Below are 23,965 nucleotides of genomic sequence, written 5' to 3' on the forward strand. Positions count from 1 at the left end.
GGTAGGCGACATGACCCAGATCGCAACCCGCAACGGCCCCCTCCATCTGGCCGCATTCATCGACCTATGCACACATCGCGTCGTCGGCTGGACCACCGGTGCAAGTCAAACTGCGAAGCTGGCAATCGCAGCGCTGCAGAATGGATTTGAGCAGCAAAAACCGCAAGCAGGTCTGATCTGTCACACCGATCAAGGCTCGCAGTTCGCCTCCGCCATATTCAGAAATTATCTGAAGGATCAGCAGGCGCGACCAAGCATGAGCAGGCGAGGAAACTGCCACGACAATGCCGTGGCAGAGAGCTTCTTTTCGAACCTGAAGAACGAAGTAACCCATCACACGATCTACGATAATCACGAGTCAGCATTGGCTGCAATCGCTGATTACATCGACGTGTATTACAATCAACAGCGCCTCCACCAAACCCTCGGCTACCGAACGCCCGCTCAGGTGGAAAAAATGCACAGGTGTACCTGATTAACCCTGTCCACCAATCCGGTGCATCTCACTCCGACCCTCATTAATGGTGGAATAAGGATCGCTATTTTTGGGGTTGCCCATCCTGGACGGTCATTATCTCGACGGGGACGCCGCCGCGGGTCGTGCGCAAAGTGACCAGCCTTATGGGTTCCAGCGCGTTCTCGGGGCGGCCGTCGGTCGTGACCGCCAGCGCGATCGTGTTCTCGCCGTTCGGGTTCAGGATGCCCGGCGGGATGACGAAGGTGCGCTGCGGGCCGATGTGGGCGATGAACTGGCCCATGTTCCAGCCGTTGACGAAAATCAGCGCGCGGTTGTCGCGTTCGGAGCGTGGCTTGTCGGTGTCGCCGAAGGCCAGGGCGAGCTGGACGTCGTGGTCGCGCGGCAGGTCGAGCTTGAATTGCGTGCGCAGCCAATAGGTGCCGGCGGCAGGCGGGGCGTCGGTCGGGCGAGCGGACTGCCAGCCCTGGGACGACGCGGTCGGCAGGTGCCAGCCGGCGCGCTCGCCATACAGCCCGCCGTTGTTCATCGGGCCGCGCACGCGGTCGACCAAGTCCTCGCCGCCCTGGCGGCCCTGGATGCGCCAGGCGATCGGCGTGCCGAAGCGCTGGCCGCCACGGCTCGTCAGCGAGGCCGAGATCAGGCCGCGCGCCTCGCGATGGAAATCGTCCGCCATCAGATTCCAGTTATGGCCGTTGTTGCGCACCATGACCGCGATCATGTGCTCGCCCGGCGTGAGCGTGCCCAGGTCGAGCTTGACGCTGTCGGTCGTCTCCGGGAACGAGCGCCCGGTGTCCAGCTCGTGCTGGCCGACGAAGCGGCCGTCGATCCATACCTGGATCATGCCGGCGCCGCCGGCCCCGTAGAACAGCTCGAGCCGGCTGGCCTTCGGGTCTGAGGTGGTGAAGCGACCGCGATACCACACGTCGCCGTGGTGGAAGCCGTAGTCGCTCATCGCCAGGGTCGGCTGCCCGCGTTCCGGCATGGTCCAGGTCTGGGCCGCCGATGGACGCCGGTCGGCCCGCACCCAGGCGCTGTCGTCGAAGCGAGGCGCCGCCTCCAGGCTGTCCATGCGCCGGGTCCAGGCCAGGCGCGCCAGGTCCGGCACGCGCACCTCCTCCGGGCCCTTCAGGCCGGCCGCGCGCACGCTGCCGTCCAGCTGGGGCGTGAGCGCCAGCGGTTGTCCGTTGAAGCTGGCCGTCTCGAACGCCGGCCCCCAGATCTCGATGGCGCCATCCTGGTCGACATCGCCCGTCATGGCAAGCAGGCCGTCGGCGAGCCGCGCCGATCGCACCAGCGCCGGCGTCAGTTGCAAGGCGCGTCCGGCCCCGGTGTCCTGGGTCCAGAACCGCATGCTGGTCTGTTCGTCCGCCAGCAGGAGCAGCATCGGGGCGCGCCCACCACCCGAGATGCGCACCCGCGCCAGGCCTTCGTGCACGTAGTTCAGCATCAGGTCGCCCCTGGCCGCGTCCCAGCGCGACTGCACCCGGCCCGCCAGCACCTCGACCTGCGGCGCGCCGGCATAGCGCAGCACGGTCTCGCCCTCGAGGCCGTCGCGTCCGTGCAGCAGCACGATGTCGCGTTCACCGTCGCGCAGGTGCGTCTGCAGCTCGGAGGTCGAATACACCAGGCGCTGGCGTTCCATGTCGTAGGAGGCCAGCAGCATGCGCGCGTCCTGCCCGCGCAGAATCGAGGCGATCGTGTACTCGCCGTCGCGCGTGGCGAGCCTGACGCTGAAGCGCTCCTCGCCCTTGCCATCGAGGGGGTTGTGGGCCGCGAACACCACGTGGGCGCCCAGGCGCTTGTTGACGTTGTGGTAGACCTTGACCTTGCCGCCCGCCGGCGCCAGCGGCGGCCCCTTGTCCATCTCGGCCAGTACCGCTTCGGCGGCCTGGACGAACATGCCCTGCTGCTTGAGCGCATAGGCCTTGGGACGCAGGCCGCGGTCTTCCGCAATCGCCGCGCCGTAGTCGTACGAGGTGTAGACCACCGGACCGGCCAGCCAGCCCCACGAAGTGCCGCCGAAGGTCATGTAGACGTTGTGGATCGTGATCCGGTTGATCAGGTTCGTCCCATAGAACACCCGCTGGTAGCCCTTGCCCTGGCGCTCGGCGGTGCAGGCATAGGTGCCGTTCGAGCCCCAGTAGTCGAACCAGCCGCCGCCCAGTTCCGCCGCGAAGCCCGGCGTGCCGGGGGAAGACAGCGCACCGGCGCGCGGGCCAGGCGCGCCATGGATGCCCCAGTCGGGCGCCTTGTTGGCGCCGGCGGGGTTGGCGTGCACGTCGCAGCTGCCGCCCGGGTAGCCGTCGAAGGCATAGATGTCGGTCGGGCCGGGATTGGCCCACGCCGCGCTCGAGTCCTTCGGCGTCCAGTCGGGCAGGCGGCCGGCGGCGTTGTGGAAGAACGGCACCGTGATGCCGTCACGGCGCGCCTTGCGCGCCAGGTGCTCCATCTGGCGCACGTGCTTGGGCTCCACCTTGCCCAGTTCGTTCTCGAGCTGGTAGGCGATCACGTTGCCGCCGCCATCGGTGACCTGGTGGCGCGCGATGATCGCGTTCACCTGGGTCATCCACTCGTCCACCGCCGCCAGGTACACCGGGTCGTCGGTGCGCGCCTCACCGCGGTTGCGGAACATCCAGCCCGGATAGCCGCCGCCGGTCAATTCCGAGTTGATGTACGGGCCGGTGCGGGCGATGACGTACAGGCCCTCCTCTTTTGCGATCTGCAGCGCGCGCTCGACGTTGCGGATGCCCGAGAAATCGTAGACCCCGGGCGCCGGCGAATGGTAGCCCCAGTCAAAATAGAAGGCCACGCCATTGAAGCCGAGCGCCTTCATCTTCTGCATCACGTCGCGCCACAGGGCTGGGTTGGGCAGGCGGAACGGGTGGATCTCGCCCGACCACACCACCACCCGCTTGCCATCGATCTTGAGGGAATACTGATCCCAGCTCACCTTCCGTGGCGCTCCCTTGGGCGCCGACACGCCGACCAGCTCCCCGGCATCGCCCGCCAACGCGCCAAACCCCGACGCCATCGCCGCGGTGCCGGTCAGGCGCCGCCGTTCGCCCCAGGTGCGGCCGCCATCGAGGCTGTCGGCGTGCCATGCGCGCCGACCGGCGTCGACGCCGTACAGGCGCAGGGCCAGGCCATGACGCACCAGGGCCGCCGCCGTCACGCCGGCGCCGAGCTTGTCCAGGGTGGCCTCGACCTTCCATGGGCCGGCCAGGGAGGCGGCGCGCGCCAGCGCCAGCCGGCCGCCCTGGTGGCGCGCCACCGCCACATAGCCTTCGCCATCGAGCAGAACGGCCGCGTCAAGGTGGCCGGCCAGCCCTTCCAGCCGCCGTGGCGCCGACCAGTTGGCCAGTTGCGCGTCCGGCGCGACCATGTGGACGCCCCCGGCGTTCGCGAACACGAGCTTGAGAGTGCCGTCGCGCTCGCGCACCCAGCCGGGCTTGCCGGACTGGCCGGCGCCGCCCAGCGGGATGTCGCGCAAGAACTCCCACTGCCGCAGATCGGGCGAGCGGGCCAGTCCGATGCCGCCTGCGCCGTTCGCATACGCCAGGTAGTAGCGACCGTCGGCGTGACGCGCCAGCGCCGGATCGCGCAGGTCGCCGGCGGGCGGAGTCCAGGTCTCGGAAGCCAGCGAGGTAAAATCGGCGCCGTCGTTCGAGACCAGGATGCTCAGCGCATTGGCCGCGCCGGCCGTCAGCGCCGGCATCAGGACGACTCGGCCATCGCTGTCGCCTGCCTTGGCGGCGTCACGCGCCGCCTGCATCCCCGAACCCTGGGGAATGCCGAGCTCCTGGGCCGAGGGCAAGCCTGCCGCGCACAGGGCGGCGCAGGCCGCCGCCATCGAGTGATACCACTTCATATCGCACTCCTTTGCTGCATATCCACGCTGTTCATTGCTTCGCTGCCTCCCTGTCTGCGACCGGCTCGCCGAAGTCGGGCATGCCGTCGTCGCGCCAGATGATCGCCTTCGCGCGCGTGTGGCGGTTCGGGTCGCGCAGCGGCTCGCCCACGATGTCGCGATAGTCGCGCGCATGGTAGACCAGGATGTCGGTCTTGCCGTCCCGGCTGGTGGTAAAACTGTTGTGGCCAGGTCCATACTGGCCGGTCTTCTCGCTGCTGCGCAGGACCGGCTGCGGCGACTTGGTCCACGCGTCCGGGTCGAGCAGGTCGGCGTCCTCTTGCGCCCACAGCAGGCCGAGCGCGTAGTTGGCGTCGGTGGCGCTGGCCGAATAGGTCATCAGGACGCGGCCATGCTTGACCAGCACCGCCGGCGCTTCGTTGACCCAGTGGCCGATCCTTTCCCAGGCGTGCTCGGGACGCGTCAGCAGCACGGCCGGCTGGCGGATCGCCAGCGGACCGTCCATCCGCGCCAGGTAGATGTTGGTGCCCTTGCTGCCGTCCGGCGCGACCTGGGTCCATGAGAGGTAGCGCTGGCCGCGGTGCGCAAAGGTGGTGGCGTCGAGCGCGAAGCTCTCCCAGCCGGTCTTGAGCTGGCCGCGCTCGATCCATTCGCCCTCGAACGGATTCTCCGCGCTGTTCTCCAGCACGTAGAGCCGGATCTCCCACACCTTGTCGGCGCGGCCGGCGCTGAAGTACAGATACCACTTGCCGTCGATGCGGTGCAGCTCGGGCGCCCAGATGTGGGCGCCCATCTCGCCGCTGGCGTGCTTGCGCCAGACGACCCGGGCCTCGGCCTTCCCGAGTTCGGCGAGGCTGCGCGCGCGGCGCAGCTCGATGCGGTCGTACTCGGGCACCGTGGCCGTGAAATAGTACCAGCCGTCCGGATGCAGGATGACGTGGGGATCGGCGCGCTGGCGCACCAGGGGGTTGGCGAAGCCGGCATCATCGTCGGATGCGGCCGGGGCCTGGCAGCCGGCCAGCGCCAGCAGCATGCACAGGATTGGCAATGCATGGGATTTCATGGTGTCCTCTCAAGCGAAAAAGCCAGCCACCCCATCAAGGTCGGCTGGCTGCAGACATCGGGAACGAGATCAGATCTTGACGCCCAGGGTCAGGAAGTAGCGGCGTCCAGACCAGGCCAGTTCGTTGATCCGGAACGGGTCGCCCGCATCGCTGCGCTGCACTTCGTCGGTCAGGTTCTTGCCCTCCAGCGCGATCGACACGCGGTCATTGAAGCGCCACTGGATCTTCGCGTCCAGGAAGCCGGTCTTTTCCTGGAATACCGGGTTGCCCGAGACGTCGTTGGCGCCGGTGAAGAAGCGGTCGCGGTAGGTATAGGCCAGGCGCGCATTGACCGGGCCCTGGTCATACCACAGCGAGAGGTTGTAGGCGGTCTTCGACATGCCGGGATATGGCAGCACGGTGTCGTCGAGCAGGTTCAGGCGCTCCTTGCCCGGCGCGTACTTGTAATCCATGCGGGTGTAGTTGGCGTCGATGCCGAAGCCGCTCAGCCAGCCCGGCAGGAACGTCAGCGCGGTGCGGCCGGCCAGCTCGATGCCCTTGGTGGTGGCGCCCTCGCCGTTGACGGCTTGGGTGACGTTGAAGCGCTGGCCGTTCTTGAACAGGTCGACGTCACGGGTGAGCACGCGCTCGATCACGTAGCTCGAGATGTCCTTCTCGAACACGGCCAGCGACAGCTGGCTGTCCGGCGTCGGGTAGTACTCGAGGCTGAAGTCGGTGTTGGTCGAGCGGTAGGGCTTCAGGTCCGGATTGCCGGCGGTGCAGGTGTCGACGCCTTCGCCGCCGAACTGTGGGTTGCCGCTGCCCAGGACGCAGGTGGCGTTCGGCGCCAGCAGGTCCATGCGCGGGCGCGCCATCGCCTTGGCCCAGCCGACACGGGCAAGGAACTTGTTGTCGATGAACCAGAAGGCGCCATTGAAGCTCGGCAGCCAGTCGTGGTAGGTGTTGTCGACCGTGACGACCCCGTTGCTCATGACGACGTCGGTGTAGGTCGTGGAGCCGGGGGAGGTTTCGGTACGCACCGAATAGCGCTGCAGGCCCGAGGACTTGTTGTCGGTGCGGGTATATCGCATGCCGATATTGCCGTCGACCTCGTAGCCGAACAACTGCGTGGCCCAGTCCAGGCGCAGATAGGTGGCGGCGATCTTTTCTTCCACGCCGAACGCCGGGATCTGCGGATAGACGTTGCCGTCGCTGCCGGGCGAGTCATACAGGTAGTCGTGGTTGAAGGCCGACGTGTCGAAGAACGGCAAGGCATTCGCGAACACCGGCGACATCCAGCCGGACGGCATGCCCTTGACGTCCCCCAGGCCGCCGAAGAAGGTGCCGGGCGAACGGCCGCTGACGGCGCTGATCAGCTGCGCCATTTGCGCGGCGTTGATGTAGCGGGTCGAATAGCCCGAATTGATGAAGGACTGGGCGTCGTTCGGACGCTGCGCGCCGCCGGTATAGAACGGATCGTAGATCGCGGTCTGGTTGATGTTGGCGCCGCGCACATTGATGTCGTCGGCGGTCGACGCCGGGTTGGCGCCAGTGCTGGCGAGGTAGCCGCCGCCGTTGTACTGGGTCGATTCGGCCTTGCGCGCCTGGGCGCCGAACCACAGCTTGGTGAAGAACGGCGTCGTCAATCGATAGCGCAGGTCGACCTTGGCCTGGTCTTCCTGGTTCTTGGTCTCGCTCGGGCGGTACTGGAGCTGCGCCTGGACGTAGGAGGCCGGATCATCCGGGCTGTAACCGGACGGGAAGGTAAAGCGCGGCAGGCCCTGGTCGTCCAGGGTCACTTTCAGCCCCGGCGCATTCTGGGTCAGCGCGATGTTGTTGCTGTCGCTGTCGTAGTGCGAGCGCGAGGTGCCGAACAGGCCCTCGACCTCGAGGCGGTCGCGCTTGTAGAGGAAGCCCGAGGTGGCATAGCGCGAATCGATGTCGAGCTGGAAGTCGCGCGCCGAGGTGCCGAAGGCGCCCTGCCCGCCCCGGCCAGCCGCGTACAGGCAGTTGCCGACGGTGTAGGAGGTGACGTGGTGGTTCGTGATCACCATATCGTCCGGCGTCGTGGCCGCCGGCACGCACGTGCCGACCGTGGTCGGCACGCCGGTGGCCGGGTTGTAGACCGGCGCCTGGCCGGCGTTCGCCAGGCGATTCGCATCCGGGAAGTCGGTGCCGAAGTTACGGTCGTTCAGGCGCTGACGCTGGGTATTGGCCTGGTAGCTCACCCAGGCGTTGAAGTTCTTGCTGAACTCGTACTGCGCAGTGACCTCGCCCGACGAACGCTTGTGGTCGCGGGTCCAGATGCCGTAGCGCGCAATGCCCGGCGAGTAGTCGAACCACTGGCGCCGGCAGGCATCCGCCTGGGCGGAGCTCAAGCCCGAGGTGGCGCAGCTGGCCGCATCGCCGATCGCGGCCAGGCGCGGATCGGTGCTGACCACGGTCTTCTCGGGCGACTTGTCCCAGTCCTGGATGAAGCGCCACGAGGTGTTGCGCGCGTAGTCATTGCGGGTGTGAACCTCGTCGTAGACGAAGTTGGCCATCAGGCCCAGCTTGCCGCCCAGGTACTTGTCGGCCATGTACAGGTTGCCGCGCGGCTGGACGCCGCCGCGCGAAGTCGCGTGTTCGGCCGAGATGCTGGTGCCGATGGTCGGCTCCTTGAAGTCGAGCGGCTTGCGCGTCTTGATCGACACCGAGCCGCCGACGCCGCCTTCGGTCATGTCCGCGGTGATGCCCTTGTAAACGTCGATCGAGCCGATCAGCTCCGACGCCAGCTCGCGCAGCTCGGCGCCGCGGCCCGCGGTGCCGCTCGTGTTCAGCACCGACATGCCGTTGATCTCGATGCGGTTCAGGTCCGGCTCGACGCCGCGGATCGAGATCTGCGAGCCTTCGCCGAAATCGCGCGACAGCTGCACGCCGGTCACGCGCGACAAGGCTTCGCCCACGTTCTTGTCGGGGAACTGGCCGATGTCTTCGGCCACGATCGAATCGGACACGGTGCTGGCGCGCAGCTTGCGATCGATGGCCGATGCCACCGAGCGGCGCGTGCCGGCGATGTAGACCACGGCCGGCGCGGTCTCGCCGTCGCTGATGGTGGCTGGCGGGGTGCTGGCCGATGGCGCGGTCGAAGCCGGGGCTGGATTCGCCGGCGTCTGCGCCGCTTCCTGCGCCAGCGCGCCATGCGCGGCCAGGAGGGCGATCACTGCGGCTACCGCCCGCGCGCAGCGGGTCGGGTGAAGCACGTGCGTGCGTGTCGTTGCTTGGTTCATCTGTCGTCGTCTCCAAGGGCTCTGTTATAGGTGTACTGCTTGGCCTTGAAAACATTCTATGTGCGTACAGTCGCCTGATTCCATATGGCATTGAAAGAATCATGCACCTGATCGAAAGGGGCGCATTCGACCTGGAATCGCTCAAGCGATTGAGCGATTCCCTGGGTTTGCATGGCGCACGCGCCGCACCGCCCGCATCACGGCAGCTCGTAGAATTCGGCCTCGATGATCGACAGCTGCGAACGCGCCACCTGCCGCGCGCCGGTGTCGGCGTTGGCCTGGTTGGCCACTTCGAGCATCCGGATCGCCCCCGCGTCATCGGCCTGCCCGTCGAGCGCGATCCTCACCTCGCTGCCGTGGCGCGGCGCCAGCGGCAAGGTGACGTAACCGAGGTTCTTCGGCGTCGTGCCCCGGTACACCTCGGCGCCAGCGGCAAACACGCGCAAGGGATAGCTGCGCTCGCGCCAGCCGGTCAGCTTCAGCACCAGCTCGCGCAGCAACGCCGGGCGCGCCAGGCGATACGTGATCTCGGCCGGCGCACCGGGCGCGTTGGCCCAGCTGGTGGTCTCGTCATCGTCCACAGACTGCGCGGCGCGCTCGCCGATGCTGGCCGCCGTGCTGCCAGCCACCGGCACCGCGACCGGTGTCGATGCCAGCGCGAGCCCGGCCGGCGCCAGGCCGTCGGCGCGCGCCCGCAGCGCGTGGTTGCCGGCGCTCTGCGCGATGCCGCCGCGCCATTCGGCCGACCCCGCCAGTTCGAACCGCACGCTGTCGAGCGCTAACCGGATTGCGCCGTCCGGCGGCATCGACCGCCTCCGCCTGCACCAGGGCCAGGTTGGCGCCGTCGTGGAAACCGGGCTGGTAGGCGCCGGCGGGTCGCCGACCGTCAGCTCCCAGCCGGGGAGAAATCGTACTGGGTGCGGGCGGCCCAGGCAGGCATGCCGATGCCGCGATCGACGGGGCCGCCAGGGCCAAGGCGCCCGGGATGGGCAATGCGGTGCGATCCATGCGTGTCGCCATCCGTCGATGCTGGTCCAGCTGATGTCTTCGTACGCCAGCGCCTGTATTGTTCAGCATCCGGCCCCGCCTGTGCGGCCCGGGCGCGAATCACTCAACATCGTGACCGATCGCGCCGGCCGGATTGACGGGCGCGCTGAATCATCCGGTAATGGCGCTCCGACCGACCTGCTTTTTCATCTACCGGCACCGAGATCATGAGCAAACCTTTCAAACGCATCCTCTTCACCGGCACGGCGGCAACCTGGACCGCCGTCTGCGCAAGCGCCTGCACGACTTCGCCGACGTCGTGCGCCTGGCCGACGTGGCCGACATCGGCCTCGCCGGGGCGAACGAGGAAGTGGTGCAGTGCGACCTGGCCGACCGCGCGCAGGTGATGCGCATGTGCGACAGCGTCGACGCGGAGCTGCACTTCGGCGCGGTTCACCCTGGATGGCGGCCAGCCGTTCGCCTATCCGGCGGAGGACGACCTGAGCACCTTCCTGCAGGGCGGCGCGTTCGTGACCACCGGCCCGAAATATCCGCAATAAGGCGTCGATGAAGATACTCGCCCTGCTCGCGCTTGGCGCACTGGTGGCGAGCGGCGCCGCCCATGCCAGGCCATTCGCGCTGGACCGCAATGGCGCCCTGCCCGTGCTCGTCACCGACGGCAGCGCCACCTCTCGCCTGGCGGCCGATCTGCTGATCCGCGACCTGGCCGCGCTGACCGGCATCGCCGGCCGGCGCGTGGAAGGGTTGAGCGACTGCCCGCAACGCTGCATCGTGGTCGGTAGCGCCGACACCGCGCTGGTGCGCGAAGTCGCCAGCGCCATCGGCGCCGACCTGGCGCCGCTGGCCGGGCAACGCGAGCGCTACATCCGCTCCACGGGCCGCGCCGACGAACGCGACGTGCTGCTGATCGCTGGCGCCGACCGGCGCGGCGCCGTGTATGGCGTGGTCGACGCCTCGCGCGAACTGGGGATCTCGGCGTGGGAATGGTGGGCCGACGTCAGGCCGGCGCGCAAGACCGGGCTCGCGCTCGACGGCGCGCCGCGCCTGTCCGCCGCGCCCTCGGTAGCCTGGCGCGGCATCTTCATCAACGACGAAGACTGGGGCTTGCAGCCGTGGGCCGCCAGGACGCATGACCCCGCGAAGGACATTGGCCCGCACACCTATGCCCGCGTGTTCGAGCTGATGTGGCGCCTGAAGGCCAACCTGCTGTGGCCGGCCATGCATGACAGCACCAGGGCCTTCTATACGATCCCCGGCAACGCCCAGGCGGCCGACGACCATGCGATCGTGGTCGGCACTTCGCACGCCGAGCCGATGATGCGCAATAACGTCGGCGAATGGCAAGCGGGCTTCGGGGAGTTCAACTGGTTCACCAACCGCGATGCGCTGCTGGGCTACTGGCAGCAGCGTGTGGACGAGGTGAAGGGCTTCGAGAACGTCTACACCCTCGGCCTGCGCGGCGTGCACGACTCGGCCATGGAAGGCGCCAGCGGACCGGACCAGGCCCGCGCCACGGTGGAGGAAGTCATCGCATCGCAGCGCGCCATGCTGGCGCACACGCTGGGCCGGAGCGCCGAGCGCATCCCGCAAGCGTTCACGATGTACAAGGAGGTGCTGGATTACTACAACCGCGGCTTGCGGGTGCCGGATGACGTCACCCTGGTCTGGCCGGAGGATAACTACGGCTACCTGAACCAGCTCGGCACGGCGCGCGAACGCGCGCGCGGCGGCGGCAACGGCATCTATTACCACGTGTCGTACTGGGGCCGCCCGCACGACTACCTGTGGCTCGGCACCACCCACCCGGCGCTGATCCGCGACCAGCTCCAGCGCGCCTGGACCACCGGCGCGCAACGCCTGTGGATGCTGAACGTGGGCGACATCAAGCCCAACGAGTACCTGGCCGAGTACTTCCTCGACGCCGCCTTCGACGCCGGCGTGCTGCGCCAGGACCCGGCGCGCCACCTGGCCGCCTGGGCCGGACGGCAATTCGGCGCCTTTCACGGCGAAGAGATCGCGGCGATCAAGCTCGAATACTATCGCCTGGCCTGGGAACGGCGCCCGGAATTCATGGGCTGGAGCCAGACCGAACCCACGCGCCCGGTGCGCGCGACCGACTACATCCGCACCGGCGGCGAGGAAGCCGAGCGGCGTCTGGCGGCCTACCGCGCGCTGGTGCGCCGCGCCGAGGCGCTCCAGGCCCGGCTGCCGTCGCTGCTGCACGACGCCTATTTCCAGCTGGTGCTGTACCCGGTGCGCTCCAGCGCCAGCCTGAACGAGCGCATCCTGAAACTCGATCTGGCCGCCGAGTACGCGCGCCAGCAGCGCCCCTCGTCGAACCTGTACGTGCGCCAGGCGCGGCGGGCGCATGCCGCCATCGCGGCCGATGCCGCCGCCTATGACACGCTGGCCAACGGCAAGTGGGCCCATTTCATGGACGTCGCGCCGCGCCGGCTGCCGGTGTTCGCCGAACCGCTGTACCCGAGCTACGACACGTCCACGCGGCGCGGCTGCGGGCTGGTGTACCCGGCGCCGCATTCGGTCGAGGCAAACCAGCTGGTGGTGCCGGCCGGGCGTGCGGTCAGCCGCACGCTGACGGTGGTCAGCCATGGCAGCCAGGATGTGGCCTGGTCGGTCGCTCCCGAGGCGCGCGGAATACGCCCAGACCTTGCATCGGGCCGGCTCGACGCCGGCAACGGCCACGAGCAGCGCCTGGTCCTGCATGTCGATGGAAGCGCCAACCCCGCGCTCACCCTGCGTTGCGGCGCGAAGACGCTGAAGGTGAACCTGCAGGTGCAGGCCCTTGACGGTGGCCTGCCGGGCGAGCGCGAACGCATCGTCGTGCTGCCGGCGGCCAGCGCTTCAGTGCCGGTGTCACCCGACTGGGAAGCCCTGCCCGGCCTCGGCACGTCCGGCAGGGCCATGCGCGCGCGCCTGGAGCTGCCTTCACGCGGGGTGGACGCGCTCGCGGGCGTGGCGCCGCTCGAGTACCGCTTCCAGACCCGCAGCGAAGGCGGCGCTACCCTGCGCCTGGTCGCCGTGCCCGTGCATGCACTGACGTCCGAGAACCGCCTGCGCATCGCGGTGCAGCTGGACGATGGGCCGCTCGAGGTCTTCGATTACACGACGGTCGGCCGCAGCGATGAATGGAAGCGCAATGTGCTGGGCAATATGGCGGTGCGCAGCAGCACGCTGGCGCGGCTCGATCCAGGCGTGCACACCGTGCGCATCTATGCGCTCGATCCGGGCGTGGTGCTGGATCGTGTCGACGTGGTGATGGATGGGGCGCCGGAGTACTATGGGATGCCGCCGATGGACTGACGCTGCATGGCGCAGTGTGGCCAATCGCGGCTACCATGGCGGCCAGTGTCGGCGCGCCGAGGTCGGACCGATCGCTTCAGCCGGGCAGTTCCAGCACTTGCATGTTCTTCTCGAGCGCTCCGCTCAATGTCGGTAGCTCTGCTGTCTCTTCGAACACGAACTCGAAACCAAAGTCGATGATTTCGCGCCGGGCGATCACGCGAAAGCCATTGACCGTCACGGCGTAGTTCCCTGGCCTGAGCATGACTTCGCGCCAGTTCTCTCCTGGGGCCCATTCTCGAAGCGTTGCCATGTCCGATATCACGGCTTTGGTGACGATTTTTAATGGAAACGTAGCGTTAGAAACAATAATGGTTTTCGGATCAATCCCTCGAGGTTCCTTATCGGTCCGCAGGATGATCGAGTAGATACCATCATCCAAGCCGAGAACAGGCAGGACGATCCCTTGCTCGACCACTCGTTCTCCTTCATCCGATCCGACGAAGCGCGCGTAGAGATTATCGCCAAGATTAATCTCGCAAAAATGCCCCGCCAGGACACTGGGATCGAATATCACAATCCCGTTGAAGTCGACGATCAGTTCAAAGTTCTGCATCCGATTCCATCCTTTTTTTGGAATATGGCTACATTGACTTCGCTGTAGCAACCAGGCTAGGTAGTCTGGACGAAGAATGTTCCAGCGTCCTTGCCCAGATCGCCCGGGCTTGCTTTCGGGCGGATGAACAGATAGCCGACTGCGTCGGATAGGCCAAGAGCTCCCCGGAATGGATGAGGAAACCTGGCTCCATAGATTTGTAACGCGAAACACTCGTCGTTCAAGCCGAGGGGCTCGGCCTGAAGAAGACCCGCTTTACCACCCAATTTAGAACCAGTGTAAGGCTCATCGTCGGCCACCTCGCCCTCTGCCTGCATTGCCATTGCAGGAACTCACTGACTGGTATGCCTCACGGACGACTGTCCATAGTGCGGCGGGGGCAGCGCGATTCCCTTGAACAGAAGTTCCTTTGAATCATCCCAGTTGACCCCTGTAGCGAAGTATCTGCGCAGGCGCTTGCGGATCTTGCCGGCGTCTCCATACACCCCGCTGAGCTCATGGCGATAAATCACATCCAGATCCGTTCTCGGATCGAGGTCGGCCTTGATAATGGCGGCGCCACAGGACGAAAACTGATCGGTCAATCGGATCAGATCCGCGCCATAGGTCCCGGCGCCCTTGAACACCGCGCTCAACATCACCATTGGAATAGGAGCGGAACTCGGGATCACTCCCGCCTGACCGAGCTTAACGACGATCAGCGAATCCAGATTTTTCTCTGCGACGTAGATGAAAAATAGCGAGGGGACGTCATTCAGATCGACGCCATCCCATGCGTTCCTGGGCTGGACAATGTCGAAGAACTGCATGATGCCGTTCTTGCGCATCTGCGCAAGCGTGAACGCTTCATTACCGATCTCGAGAACGACGACATCGTTTTCTTTGCAACCGGTCTTCTTCAGCATCCCGCATTCCTCCTGAGCATGCACGCCCCACGCCTGACAAGACGGCCATCGAGATTATCGCCGACGTTGATTCCCAAGAAGCACTCGATCAAATCATCATCGACGGTGAGTTCAAACTTCTGGCTTTTTCAGATGATCAACTATCATTTTTTTGAAATTGAAGTCATCATAGGCGGCGTATTTCGGTAGCCCCTCTGCCTCGCGGATATCGATCTCCCTCTCGTTCTCATAAATATCCGTGACGGTCAGGGCGAAAGGCGGCGTACCATACACGTAGCGCAGTGTGGCGTACTCGTCCCCAGGTACGAAATCAGTCTGGTGCTCTATGATCCGCCAGTCTCCCAGGTCACCGACCTCCAACAAAGAATAGCTCTCGATCGGGACCGGCGGCACCAGCCACGTTTTCTCTTTACTGTGGTCGAAAATGGGCTGGCGCGAGAAATAATCAAAGATCTCCGCAATCGCGCCGATCGAGACATTGGCAACGATCCTGCCAAATCCGAATCTACCATCGTCGAGTCTATAGGCGAAAATATCTCCTGGCGTTACTTTCTGCCTCTTCCTTCGCTTGGCCGTCTTGATCGAAACTTGCTTGACCTCGAGTTCGTCGAAGCCAGCAAGTACGTCGTTATCCAGGTTTGCCTTGAATGCAAGATCCAATGCGTATTCCAGTTCCTGTAACGACGGCCGCCTCGACAGATCTTCTTGATACGCCAGACTGAAATCATGTAGAAAGTGGCGTACCGAATCCAGCACTGCGTCACCAATGACCACATCCGTACTGCCTTGCGCGCTCCACCATCCCATACTCCCTCCGTGATTGGTACGCCATGCCGGTCATTCGGTTACCCACACCCACCACCAAGTGTCGAACGGGCGTTTCGATATGCCGACTCGAAATAGGCCTGTCGACCGCGAGGCCGTGTCGTGTTGTCGTGCGCGAATGAAGCCACTTTATTTCCGCGCTGTTCATAAGTCACTGCTTGTTGCAAATCAAACCCGACGGTTCCTGTCTTGGTACCCAAGTACTCGATGTGCGCCTGCTCAATGCCTCGGGCTGTGCCATAAGTGACGTTCCTTGCGATCGGACTCATTTTGGCGCCCTCAGGCATTCGTCCACTCAAGCGATGCTCGCGGCTTCTCCGAAGCAGATCATCCGTAACGCCAACATAGTAAGGTTTGTCGCTGCCCGGCGCATACAGGCCATATACCGCGTAGCCTGGAGCACTTTCGGAGATCCAACCCCACGGATCGATCCACGCAGTTGGATTCAACGCATAAGCGTACAGGTTCAGACCGCCTGACAACCCAATCGGATCCTGACTGACAAACCTCCCCACATCCGGATCGTAATACCTGAACGTGTTGTAATGCAGCCCCGTCCCCTTGTCCGCATACTGCCCAGGATAGCGCAGCGGCTGCTCGGTGCGCTCCAGCAGCATGGCGTCTTCCCCGCGCTCCACCCGGCCCCAGGCGCCGTATTTCCCGGCCCACGCCAGCTCTCCCGCCTCGTCGGTCAGCTCCAGCGGCGTCCCCACCGGATCGGTGTGGAAGTGATACACCCTCGACGACGAGCGCGCCTTGTCGATCGTCACACCTGCGATGGCGCCGGCGACGACCGCATCCACCCGCGCCAGCGGCGTGTACATCGCATCCGGGCTGTACACGTAGCTGCTGACGCTCCCCTCGCGCACCTCCTGCGCCATGCGCAGCCCTTGCCAGACGAAGCGCCGGCGCTGGCTGCGCGCCAGTCCCGAGGCGTCGCGCCGTGTTTCGCTGCAGGCGATGCGCCGGCCGAGCGGGTCGTACTCGAAGCGCGTCTCGACCACTCCCTGCGCATCCTCGGTCCACACGCCCGTCAGGCGGTCCTCGGCGTCGAAGGTGAAGCGCTGATCCTGGCGCGCGCCCTTGCGCTTGTGGCTGACGTTGCCCCAAGGGTCGTACTCGTAACGGATATCGCACCAGACCTTGAGCCGGGTGCCTTCGACCCGGCCCCGGCTCCCGTCCACGCCCGCCTTCCCTGAGCCGTCGAGCAGGTTGCCGGCCGCGTCCCACGCGAACCGCTCGTCTTCCAGGTCGGCCGCGCGGCTCTGGCGCAGCAGGTGGCCGGCGCGGTCGTAGCGATAGTCGATGCGGCCACGGACGCTGTCGTGCACTTCTCCCAACTCTCCCTGCAGGTCGTAGCGGTAGCGGCGCCACAGCTGCCCATCGCCGGGGCCGAGCGCATGACCGAGCAGGCCCGCAGCCTGCCAGCTGCGCCGCCCGAGCACGTCGTAACCGGTGCGCTGCACGATGCGCCCCTGCGTGCGCAGGATTTCGCGGTGCAGGTCGTCGCGCTCGATGTCGCTGACAACGCGCCCGCCCACCCGCACCTGGTGCACGTGGCCCGCGCCATAACAGAGTTGCTCGATGCGCTGGCCATGCGGCAGGTCGATGGCCGCGAGGTTGTCGAGTTCATCCAGCTCATAACGCACCGTGCCCTCGGCGCCGTGCTCGGCCAGCAGGCGCCCGGCCACGTCGTAGTCGAAGCCGACGCTGCTGGACGTCACCCCAAGCGCGCTGCCGGCGGCGAGCGGCGCCCGGGTCGCCGCGACGAGCCGGTCGGCATCGTTCCAGGCATAGGTGGACACCGAGGTCGCGCACGTCTGGCGCAGCAGCCTGCCCATCCCGTCGCGCTCGAAGCGCATGGTGCGGCGCGCGCGGGCGAGCGGATCGCCCGCCGATGCGCCCAGCTTCTCGAGTTCGACCAGCTCGCCCGCGGCGTCATAGCCCAGCTGCCGCTCCACGCCATCCGGCCTTATCTCGCGCACCAGCCGATCGCCGCTGTCGTAAGCGAAGTCGTACCGGGTGTCGGGGCCGGACGCCAGCTCGACCAAGCGGCCGCGCGGATCGTAGCGGTAGCTCAGCCGCCGCTCGGCCGGATCGAGCGCCTCGACCACCTGGCCGCGCGCATTGCGGCGCCAGCGCATCGAGACCTCCCTGTAGCGCTGCCCGACGGGCAGGCCGGCCGCGTCGTACGCAAACTCCTGCACGCTGCCGTCCGGCAGGATGATCCTGGCCGGCTCGCCGGTCGGCAGGCGCTCGAAGCGCGTTTGCTGTCCCAACGCATCCGTCACGGTCTCCAGGTAGCCGGCGGCATCATAAGCGTAGCGGGTGGTCTTGCCGGAGCAGTCCGTGTAGGCGGTCAGCTGTCCCAGCGCATTCCAGGCCATCGTCCGGCGCGCGCCGCGCGCGTCGACATGCGCCACCGGCCACGGACCAAGACCCGGCGCGTACTCATGCCGCTCGACGCGCCCCAGCGGATCGGTCGTGTTCAGCAAGCGCCCGAGATGGTCATACCCGGCGCGCCAGCGCGCGCCGCCCGGCAGGATCGTCTGCGTGACGCGCAGGCTGTCGCCGTCATAGCTGGTCGCGGTGCGCCGTCCGAGCGGGTCGGTTTCCAGGACGATCCGGCCCGCCGCGTCATACTCGAAAGCGACGCTGCGTTCGCCCGGCAGCGCGATGTGGGTGGGCTGGCCGGCGTCGTCGTAGCGTATCCGGTAGGCGCCGCCATCGAGGTCGGTGCAGGCCACGATCCGCAACTGCTCGTCGTAGCGCCAGCACGCCTCGCGGCCCAGTTCATCGCGCACCGTGGTCTGGCGCGCCTCAAGGTCATAGGTGAATCCGGCGCGCTCGCCTTCGCTGGACCAGCAGGCGACCACGCGCTGGCGCCCGCCAATGTCGGCCCAGGCGTAGTGCGAGACCAGGCCCAGGGCGCCCGTATGGCTCGTCATCACGCCGTTCTGGTAGCCGAAGCGGCGCACGACCGCCCCGTTCGCATCGGTCACCGCGACCAGTTGGCCCAGCGCATCGTAGTCGTAGCGCACCAGCTGGCGCGGGTCGCCGTCCAGGCGCACGATGCCGGCCAGGCGCTCCGGGTGCGCGGGGCAGTAATCCAGGCGCAGGTCCAGGCCACCGCTGGCGCGGATCGCCCGCACCCGCCCGGCGTCGTCGCGCGCGAATGCCTGCCACTGCCCGCAGCGGTCTTCGATGCGCTGCAACCATGCCACCGCATCCGGGCCCTGGTCGAGCTGGCCGAAGTCGTAGTAGCGCTCGTTCAGGTCGACCATGAGGTAGCGGCCGTCGCGCGCGCGGACCAGGTAGCGCTGTTCGCCCGCGCTGTACAGCGCCTGTCCGGGCGCCATGGGCGGAAAACCCGTCTCGCGCCCCTGCGCGTCGCGCAGCCAGAGCCGCTCGTCGCGCCGCTGCAGGCGCAGTTCCCATGGCAGCACCCAGCCGGCGCCCAGGCCGCCACCCGGGCTCGCATCCAGCGCGAGGTCGCTCGCATAGAAGCGCGCCAACACGATCGGCAGCGGCCCCGGCACCACGAAATCGACTTCGTCCTGGGCCAGCAACACCTTGCGGCCGGTCGCGACCTCCACCGGCCTGCCGTAGAGTCCTCCCATCACGCGTCTGACCACCGGTTCGGCGACATAATGGCCGACCGCCTCGCCAAGCATGAAGCCGCCGATAAACTTCGCCGCGCATGGCACGACCGCACGCGACAGGCCGCCGGCCGCCTTGACCAGTCCGGCCAGCCCGCCGACCAGGCCCGCCAGGGCGAAGGCCCAGCCGACCGTCGTGCGCAGCCACTCGGGCACCTCGTCCTCGACCGGCAGGTAGCCGACCCGGCCGCCGCCGATGAACACGTCGTGCGAGCCGTCGTCGATCTTCGCGCCGCAGGTGATGGCGTCGTCCTTGCGGGCCGCCGGCAAGCCGTTGATGAATACCGAGCCGGAACCCTCCACCACCAGTGGCGCCGGATTGTGCTTGTCGCAGATGGCCGTGCTCATGGTGGTGCAGGCCGCGCCGAGGCGGTTGACGAAGACGTCGGGCGAGGCGCTGCCGAGCGTTCCGGAGGGATTCGAGAACATCCGGCCGATCGCTTCCCCGAGTCCGAGAATGGCGGTCGCGCCGATCCCGGCGGCCAGGCCGGCCAGCAGCGCCACGCCGAAGCCGCAGGTAAAGGTGGCGAAGGCCACGGCGGCGATCAGCGCAATGCCGATCACGGCCCCGACCAGGAAGCCTTCGAGCGCGGAGGTATGCGCGATCGGGTCGGTCAGGCGGGCGGCTTCGAACATGGCGCCAGCCGCTAGCGCACCTGGAGCTGGAAGCTATCCAGCCAGGCCCGCCACAGCGCCTCGAAGGCGTCGTCGAACGCGCCCGGCGTCGCGGCGCTGAACACGAGCACGCGGCCGTCGCCGATGTCGAACGCGGCCTGGCGCTGGCGCACCTGTTGCGCGCCGCTGCGGTATTGGGCGTCGATGCGCATGCCGGCGTGGGCTCGTGGCCCCGGGCCGAGGCGCTCCTCGTCCCGGGCCAGCAGCTTGTGGCCCGGCAGCCGCGCCTTGAGCATGCCGAGCTGGCGCTCGACGTAGGCGCCCAGGGTCTCCCCGCGCTCCAGCCAGTCGCGCGCGATGCTCAGGTTGGGCTGGCGCTGCGGGTCGCCTGGCACGAACAGGTTCGCGCTGCGGTCCGCGAAGCCGGGCGGCAGCGCGACGCTGCCCTCGTGCAGGTGGATTCGGACTGTCGTCTCGCTCATGGATGCCTCGCTCGACTGGTTCAGGGATTGAGGAAAATCTTGCCCGCGTTGATCACGATCTCGTCCGGCGTCAACGTGATGGTGCTGCTGCCGACGGCGAAGGTGATCTTGCGCGGCGAGACGACGGTGACCGCGCCGTCGAGCGAGGTGATGCTCACGTCGCCCTTGACGGTGCTGGTGTGGCGCCCTTCGCTCACATTGAGCGTCAGGTCGCGCCGGATGGTGTGTGTCTGCGCGCCGCCGACCGTGAGGGTGCGGTCCCCACCGATGCCTTGCGTTTGCGTACCGCCGACCTGCAGGCTGCTGTCGGCGCCGACGGTCCGGGTTTCGCTGTGCTTGACCACGGTGTCGAGGTTGCGCTCGGCCTGGACCCACAGCTGCTCGCCGCCTTTCTTGTCCTCGAAGCGGATCGCATTGGCGTTGTCGTAGCCGCCGCCCGGCGAGGAGCGCGACAGCACGCCGCTCTGGGTCTTGTTGGCCGGGAGTTCCCACGGCGGCATCGTCAGCGCGTTCGGCACCATGCCGGTGATCAGCGGCCGGTCCGGATCGCCGCCCAGGAAGGACACGATCACCTCGGCGCCGATGCGCGGGATCGAGGTCATGCCGAAGTTGGAACCGGCCCATGGGGTGGCGACGCGGATCCAGGCCGAGCTACGCTCGTCGTGTTGGCCTTCACGGTCCCAGTGGAACTGGACGCGCACCCGCCCGAATTCGTCGGTATGGATCTCTTCGCCGCGCGGGCCGACCACGGTGGCGCTCTGGATGCCGTAGATGCGGGTCTCGTCGCAATGAAAGCCGCGGCCCGGCCGCCAGGGGATCGCGCGGCGCTGGCAGGCGACGCGGTTCTCGTAGGCCGGTTCCTCGTCCTGCGCCAGGTAGTTGTTGGTGGCGCGGTGGTGGCAGTCGAGCACGAGGAACTCGCTGGCGCCCTCGCCGCCGGTATCGAAGTGGCCGTCGAGGCGGAACCAGCGGCCCGGCATCAGGCAGCGGTTGTTGCCCGCCCCCTCGAACAGCTTGCCGCGCGCCTCGGCTTCCTCCATCCGCAGGCGCGCCAGCGCATCGCCCGCCGCCAGGCCGGCGAAGCCGTAGGCTCCCGCATAGTCGTAGGATTCGAGCGCCGGCACCTGGCCCTGGCGATTCAGGGTCGTGGTCGAGGCCAGCGCCGCGCGGCCGTTCCTGAAGTCGTAGCTGCTCACGGCGACGCTGGAAGGCACCAGTTGGCGCGCCGCCGACCACTCGCCGATGCCGTCTTCCTCGACCGCGCCGCCGTGGCGCTGGTAGGGGACGGCCGGATCGCCGTCGATGGCGGCGGCGCGCGTCGAATCGTCGGCCAGCACCAGCCGGTGGCCGTCGGCGCCATGCTCGAACCAGTAGTAGATCCCGGCCGCCGCCCAGCGCCGCGCCAGGTAGTTCAAGTCGCTTTCGTCGAACTGGCAGGCCTGCGTCATCACGCGCTCTTCGCTCCTCACGCGCCAGTCCCAGTCGGCCAGCACGCCATAGTCGGCGAACACGCTGCGCGTCTGGTCGTACAGGCTCGCGTGGTGGAACAGGTAGTTGTCCTTGCGTAGCGCCAGAAAATCGAGCCATGGTCCCAGCCGCGCTTCGTAGAAGGCGAAGCCACCGTCGACCTTGAGCAGCGCGAAACGGAATACCCGTCCCGTGAAATGGCGCAGCGTGCCGTCGCGGCGCACCAGTTCCACGCACAGCAGCTTGCCCTGCAGGTCTTTCAGCGCAATGTGCGCGTCGTCGGACAGCAGCCCGAGCGTGTAGCTGAAGGGCCGCGACAGGCCTTCGGACGCTTCCAGCGTATCGACCAGCAGCAGCGCGGCCGGGCCGTCCCCATGCGGGAAGGAAAGCCGCAGGATGCGGTTGTGCTGGCTGAGCGTGCTGGCAAGCTCGGGGAAGCGGGTTGCATCGCGCATGGCATGTCTCCGGCAATGGCCTGCTTCCCAGCGTAATCGCCTTGCAAAAATCGTATTAGTTCTATGACAAGGTTTTACGGTATAGTGAGCAACCGCGAGTTTTGCTTCCGCTCAACTGCCGCCCGTCTGCTGATCAATCACCAGATTGAACAGACCGGCGGCCGGCCGTGCGGTACTATCGCTGAGCCGGCGTCTTTACGGAGCCGGCGGCGACGGCACGGCGGCTAACGCCGGGCCCGGCTGACTGATTAATCGAGAACACGACCGGGGCGATCGACCCCGGCGGCACAGAGACATCGACCCATGACCCCATTCACCACGCTCGACACCTTCGTCTTCCTGGTTTACTTCGTGGCCATCTCGGCCTATGGCATCTGGATCTACTGGCGCAAGAAGCGCAGCAGCGGCAAGGCCACCCACGATTTCTTCCTGGCGGAAGGGTCCCTCACCTGGTGGGCGATCGGGGCCTCGCTGATCGCCTCGAACATCTCGGCCGAGCAGTTCATCGGCATGAGCGGCTCCGGCTACCGCATCGGCATGGCGATCGCCGTCTATGAACTGATGGCGGCCGTGACGCTGGTGATCGTGGCCGTGTTCTTCATGCCGGTCTACCTCAAGAACCGCATCTACACGATGCCGCAGTTCCTCGAGCAGCGCTACGGCAAGGCGGTGGCCACCACCATGGCGGTGTTCTGGCTGGGCCTCTACGTGGTGGTGAACCTCACCGCCATCCTCTACCTCGGCGCGCTGGCGATCAGCAGCATCGCGGGCCTGGACGTGATGGCCTGCATGCTGTTCCTGGCGCTGTTCGCCACCGTGATCACGCTGGGCGGCATGAAGGTGATCGGCTACACCGACGTGGTGCAGGTGCTGTGCCTCGTGATCGGCGGCCTGGTCACCACCTGGATCGCGCTCGACCTGGTGGCGGCGCTGGCCGGCGGCCAGGGCGCCTTGCGCGGCATGAGCGAGCTGTATGTGCGCGCCGGCGAGCATTTCGACATGGTGCTCTCGCGCGACAATCCGAGCTATATGGACTTGCCGGGCCTGTCGACCATCATCGGCGGCATGCTGATCGTGAACCTCAACTACTGGGGCTGCAACCAGTACATCATCCAGCGCGCGCTCGGCGCCGACCTGCACACCGCGCGCAAGGGCCTGCTGTTCGCCGGCTTCCTTAAACTGCTGATGCCGATCATCGTGGTCTTGCCCGGCATCGCCGCCTATGCGCTCGACCGCTCGGGCACCCTGGGCGACGCCATGCGCCCGGGCGGCGAGCTCAATCCGGACCGCGCCTATCCGACCCTGCTCGCCCTGCTCCCGGCCGGCATCAAGGGCCTGGCCTTCGCGGCGCTGACGGCGGCCGTGGTGGCCTCGCTGGCCGGCAAGGCCAACAGCATCGCCACCATCTTCACGCTCGACATCTACAACAAGCACTTCAACCGCGAAGCCAGCGAACAGAAGATGGTGTGGATCGGCCGGGTGTCGGTGGTAGTCTCGATGGCCATTGCCGTGCTGCTGGCGCCACTGATGGGCATCGACAAGAAAGGCGGCTTCCAGTACATCCAGGAATACACCGGCTTCGTCTCGCCCGGCATCCTGGCGATGTTCCTGCTCGGCTTCTACTGGCGCAAGACCACGGCGGCGGCCGCGATGTTCGCCACCATCGGCGGCCTGGTGTTCTCGGTGTTCCTCAAGTTCCTGCCGCTGGCGATGGACCTGTCGTTCCTGGCGCCGATCGGCTTCGCGGTCGACAACGGCGCCGGTGTCTACGAGATCCCGTTCCTCGACCGCATGCTGATCGTGTTCATCATGGTCGTCATCGGCATGGTCGTGATGAGCAAGATGGCCGAGCAGGACGGCGCGCTCAAGCGCATGCACATCGACCGTTCGCTGTTCCGCGTCGATGGCGGCTTCGCGCTGGGCTCGGCCGTGATCTGCGTGCTGCTGGTCGCCATCTATGGCATCGGGTGGTAAG

General features: G+C 66.8%; 15 protein-coding genes. 3 read left to right on the forward strand and 12 right to left on the reverse strand.

Annotation, left to right across the window (positions count from 1 at the left end; translation table 11 throughout):
* Positions 1 to 475: IS3 family transposase (locus HMPREF9710_RS14685; RefSeq protein WP_005667536.1), on the forward strand; the 475-nt coding region annotated here is incomplete at its 5' end.
* A gap of 64 nt (positions 476 to 539) precedes the next feature.
* On the opposite strand, the gene HMPREF9710_RS14690 is transcribed toward HMPREF9710_RS14685, so the two are convergent.
* The 5 genes from HMPREF9710_RS14690 to HMPREF9710_RS14710 form a co-directional block, all read right to left on the reverse strand.
* Complete coding sequence (locus HMPREF9710_RS14690) at positions 540 to 4,346, reverse strand: beta-galactosidase (RefSeq protein ID WP_005667537.1); 3,807 nt, start codon at positions 4,344 to 4,346, stop codon at positions 540 to 542.
* A gap of 31 nt (positions 4,347 to 4,377) precedes the next feature.
* A complete protein-coding gene (locus HMPREF9710_RS14695) occupies positions 4,378 to 5,409 on the reverse strand; it encodes a glycoside hydrolase family 43 protein (protein ID WP_005667538.1) in 1,032 nt (343 codons plus the stop codon).
* A gap of 69 nt (positions 5,410 to 5,478) precedes the next feature.
* The gene (locus HMPREF9710_RS14700) at positions 5,479 to 8,658 is read right to left on the reverse strand and encodes a TonB-dependent receptor (RefSeq protein WP_005667539.1); all 3,180 of its coding nucleotides are present in this window, start codon (positions 8,656 to 8,658) and stop codon (positions 5,479 to 5,481) included.
* Positions 8,659 to 8,855: 197 nt separating this feature from the next.
* Complete coding sequence (locus tag HMPREF9710_RS14705) at positions 8,856 to 9,464, reverse strand: hypothetical protein (RefSeq protein WP_005667540.1); 609 nt, start codon at positions 9,462 to 9,464, stop codon at positions 8,856 to 8,858.
* A 305-nt stretch (positions 9,465 to 9,769) separates the two neighbouring features.
* Positions 9,770 to 10,102 (reverse strand): hypothetical protein, encoded by a 333-nt coding sequence (locus HMPREF9710_RS14710; RefSeq protein WP_040776302.1) that lies wholly within the window; start codon positions 10,100 to 10,102, stop codon positions 9,770 to 9,772.
* A gap of 110 nt (positions 10,103 to 10,212) precedes the next feature.
* On the opposite strand from HMPREF9710_RS14710, the gene HMPREF9710_RS14715 reads away from it, so the two are divergent.
* On the forward strand, positions 10,213 to 12,987 hold the full coding sequence (locus tag HMPREF9710_RS14715) for a glycosyl hydrolase 115 family protein (protein WP_005667541.1): 2,775 nt from the start codon (positions 10,213 to 10,215) through the stop codon (positions 12,985 to 12,987).
* A 76-nt stretch (positions 12,988 to 13,063) separates the two neighbouring features.
* Here the strand turns inward: HMPREF9710_RS14715 and HMPREF9710_RS14720 are convergent, their stop codons facing one another.
* From HMPREF9710_RS14720 to HMPREF9710_RS14750, 7 genes are all read right to left on the reverse strand, one after another.
* Entirely contained in the window at positions 13,064 to 13,582 is a 519-nt protein-coding gene (locus HMPREF9710_RS14720; protein WP_005667542.1) for a hypothetical protein, read from the reverse strand.
* A gap of 56 nt (positions 13,583 to 13,638) precedes the next feature.
* Complete coding sequence (locus HMPREF9710_RS28255) at positions 13,639 to 13,905, reverse strand: hypothetical protein (RefSeq protein ID WP_005667543.1); 267 nt, start codon at positions 13,903 to 13,905, stop codon at positions 13,639 to 13,641.
* 9 nt (positions 13,906 to 13,914) lie between these two features.
* On the reverse strand, positions 13,915 to 14,487 hold the full coding sequence (locus tag HMPREF9710_RS14730; RefSeq protein ID WP_005667544.1) for a DUF8309 domain-containing protein: 573 nt from the start codon (positions 14,485 to 14,487) through the stop codon (positions 13,915 to 13,917).
* Between the two features lie 111 nt (positions 14,488 to 14,598).
* Positions 14,599 to 15,294 (reverse strand): Imm26 family immunity protein, encoded by a 696-nt coding sequence (locus tag HMPREF9710_RS14735; RefSeq protein WP_005667545.1) that lies wholly within the window; start codon positions 15,292 to 15,294, stop codon positions 14,599 to 14,601.
* Between the two features lie 38 nt (positions 15,295 to 15,332).
* Positions 15,333 to 19,607, reverse strand: coding sequence for an RHS repeat-associated core domain-containing protein (locus HMPREF9710_RS14740; RefSeq protein WP_005667546.1), 4,275 nt, complete (start codon positions 19,605 to 19,607; stop codon positions 15,333 to 15,335).
* 11 nt (positions 19,608 to 19,618) lie between these two features.
* Positions 19,619 to 20,068, reverse strand: a complete 450-nt coding sequence (locus HMPREF9710_RS14745; RefSeq protein WP_005667547.1) for a DcrB-related protein — start codon at positions 20,066 to 20,068, stop codon at positions 19,619 to 19,621.
* 20 nt (positions 20,069 to 20,088) lie between these two features.
* Positions 20,089 to 21,990: a type VI secretion system Vgr family protein gene (locus tag HMPREF9710_RS14750; RefSeq protein WP_005667549.1), complete on the reverse strand. Its 1,902-nt coding sequence runs from the start codon at positions 21,988 to 21,990 to the stop codon at positions 20,089 to 20,091.
* Positions 21,991 to 22,293: 303 nt separating this feature from the next.
* On the opposite strand from HMPREF9710_RS14750, the gene HMPREF9710_RS14755 reads away from it, so the two are divergent.
* Entirely contained in the window at positions 22,294 to 23,964 is a 1,671-nt protein-coding gene (locus tag HMPREF9710_RS14755) for a sodium:solute symporter family transporter (protein ID WP_005667550.1), read from the forward strand.
* Position 23,965 lies beyond the last annotated feature (1 nt).

Source organism: Massilia timonae CCUG 45783 (assembly GCF_000315425.1).
GTDB lineage: Bacteria > Pseudomonadota > Gammaproteobacteria > Burkholderiales > Burkholderiaceae_D > Telluria > Telluria timonae.

Coding starts and splice junctions, on each gene's coding strand:
- HMPREF9710_RS28255 (WP_005667543.1), bottom strand. CDS start 13,905: ATGGCAATGCAGGCAGAGGGCGAGGTGGCCGACGATGAGCCTTACACT.
- HMPREF9710_RS14730 (WP_005667544.1), bottom strand. CDS start 14,487: ATGCTGAAGAAGACCGGTTGCAAAGAAAACGATGTCGTCGTTCTCGAG.
- HMPREF9710_RS14720 (WP_005667542.1), bottom strand. CDS start 13,582: ATGCAGAACTTTGAACTGATCGTCGACTTCAACGGGATTGTGATATTC.
- HMPREF9710_RS14705 (WP_005667540.1), bottom strand. CDS start 9,464: ATGCCGCCGGACGGCGCAATCCGGTTAGCGCTCGACAGCGTGCGGTTC.
- HMPREF9710_RS14690 (WP_005667537.1), bottom strand. CDS start 4,346: ATGAAGTGGTATCACTCGATGGCGGCGGCCTGCGCCGCCCTGTGCGCG.
- HMPREF9710_RS14695 (WP_005667538.1), bottom strand. CDS start 5,409: ATGAAATCCCATGCATTGCCAATCCTGTGCATGCTGCTGGCGCTGGCC.
- HMPREF9710_RS14755 (WP_005667550.1), top strand. CDS start 22,294: ATGACCCCATTCACCACGCTCGACACCTTCGTCTTCCTGGTTTACTTC.
- HMPREF9710_RS14715 (WP_005667541.1), top strand. CDS start 10,213: ATGAAGATACTCGCCCTGCTCGCGCTTGGCGCACTGGTGGCGAGCGGC.
- HMPREF9710_RS14750 (WP_005667549.1), bottom strand. CDS start 21,990: ATGCGCGATGCAACCCGCTTCCCCGAGCTTGCCAGCACGCTCAGCCAG.
- HMPREF9710_RS14700 (WP_005667539.1), bottom strand. CDS start 8,658: ATGAACCAAGCAACGACACGCACGCACGTGCTTCACCCGACCCGCTGC.
- HMPREF9710_RS14740 (WP_005667546.1), bottom strand. CDS start 19,607: ATGTTCGAAGCCGCCCGCCTGACCGACCCGATCGCGCATACCTCCGCG.
- HMPREF9710_RS14745 (WP_005667547.1), bottom strand. CDS start 20,068: ATGAGCGAGACGACAGTCCGAATCCACCTGCACGAGGGCAGCGTCGCG.
- HMPREF9710_RS14735 (WP_005667545.1), bottom strand. CDS start 15,294: ATGGGATGGTGGAGCGCGCAAGGCAGTACGGATGTGGTCATTGGTGAC.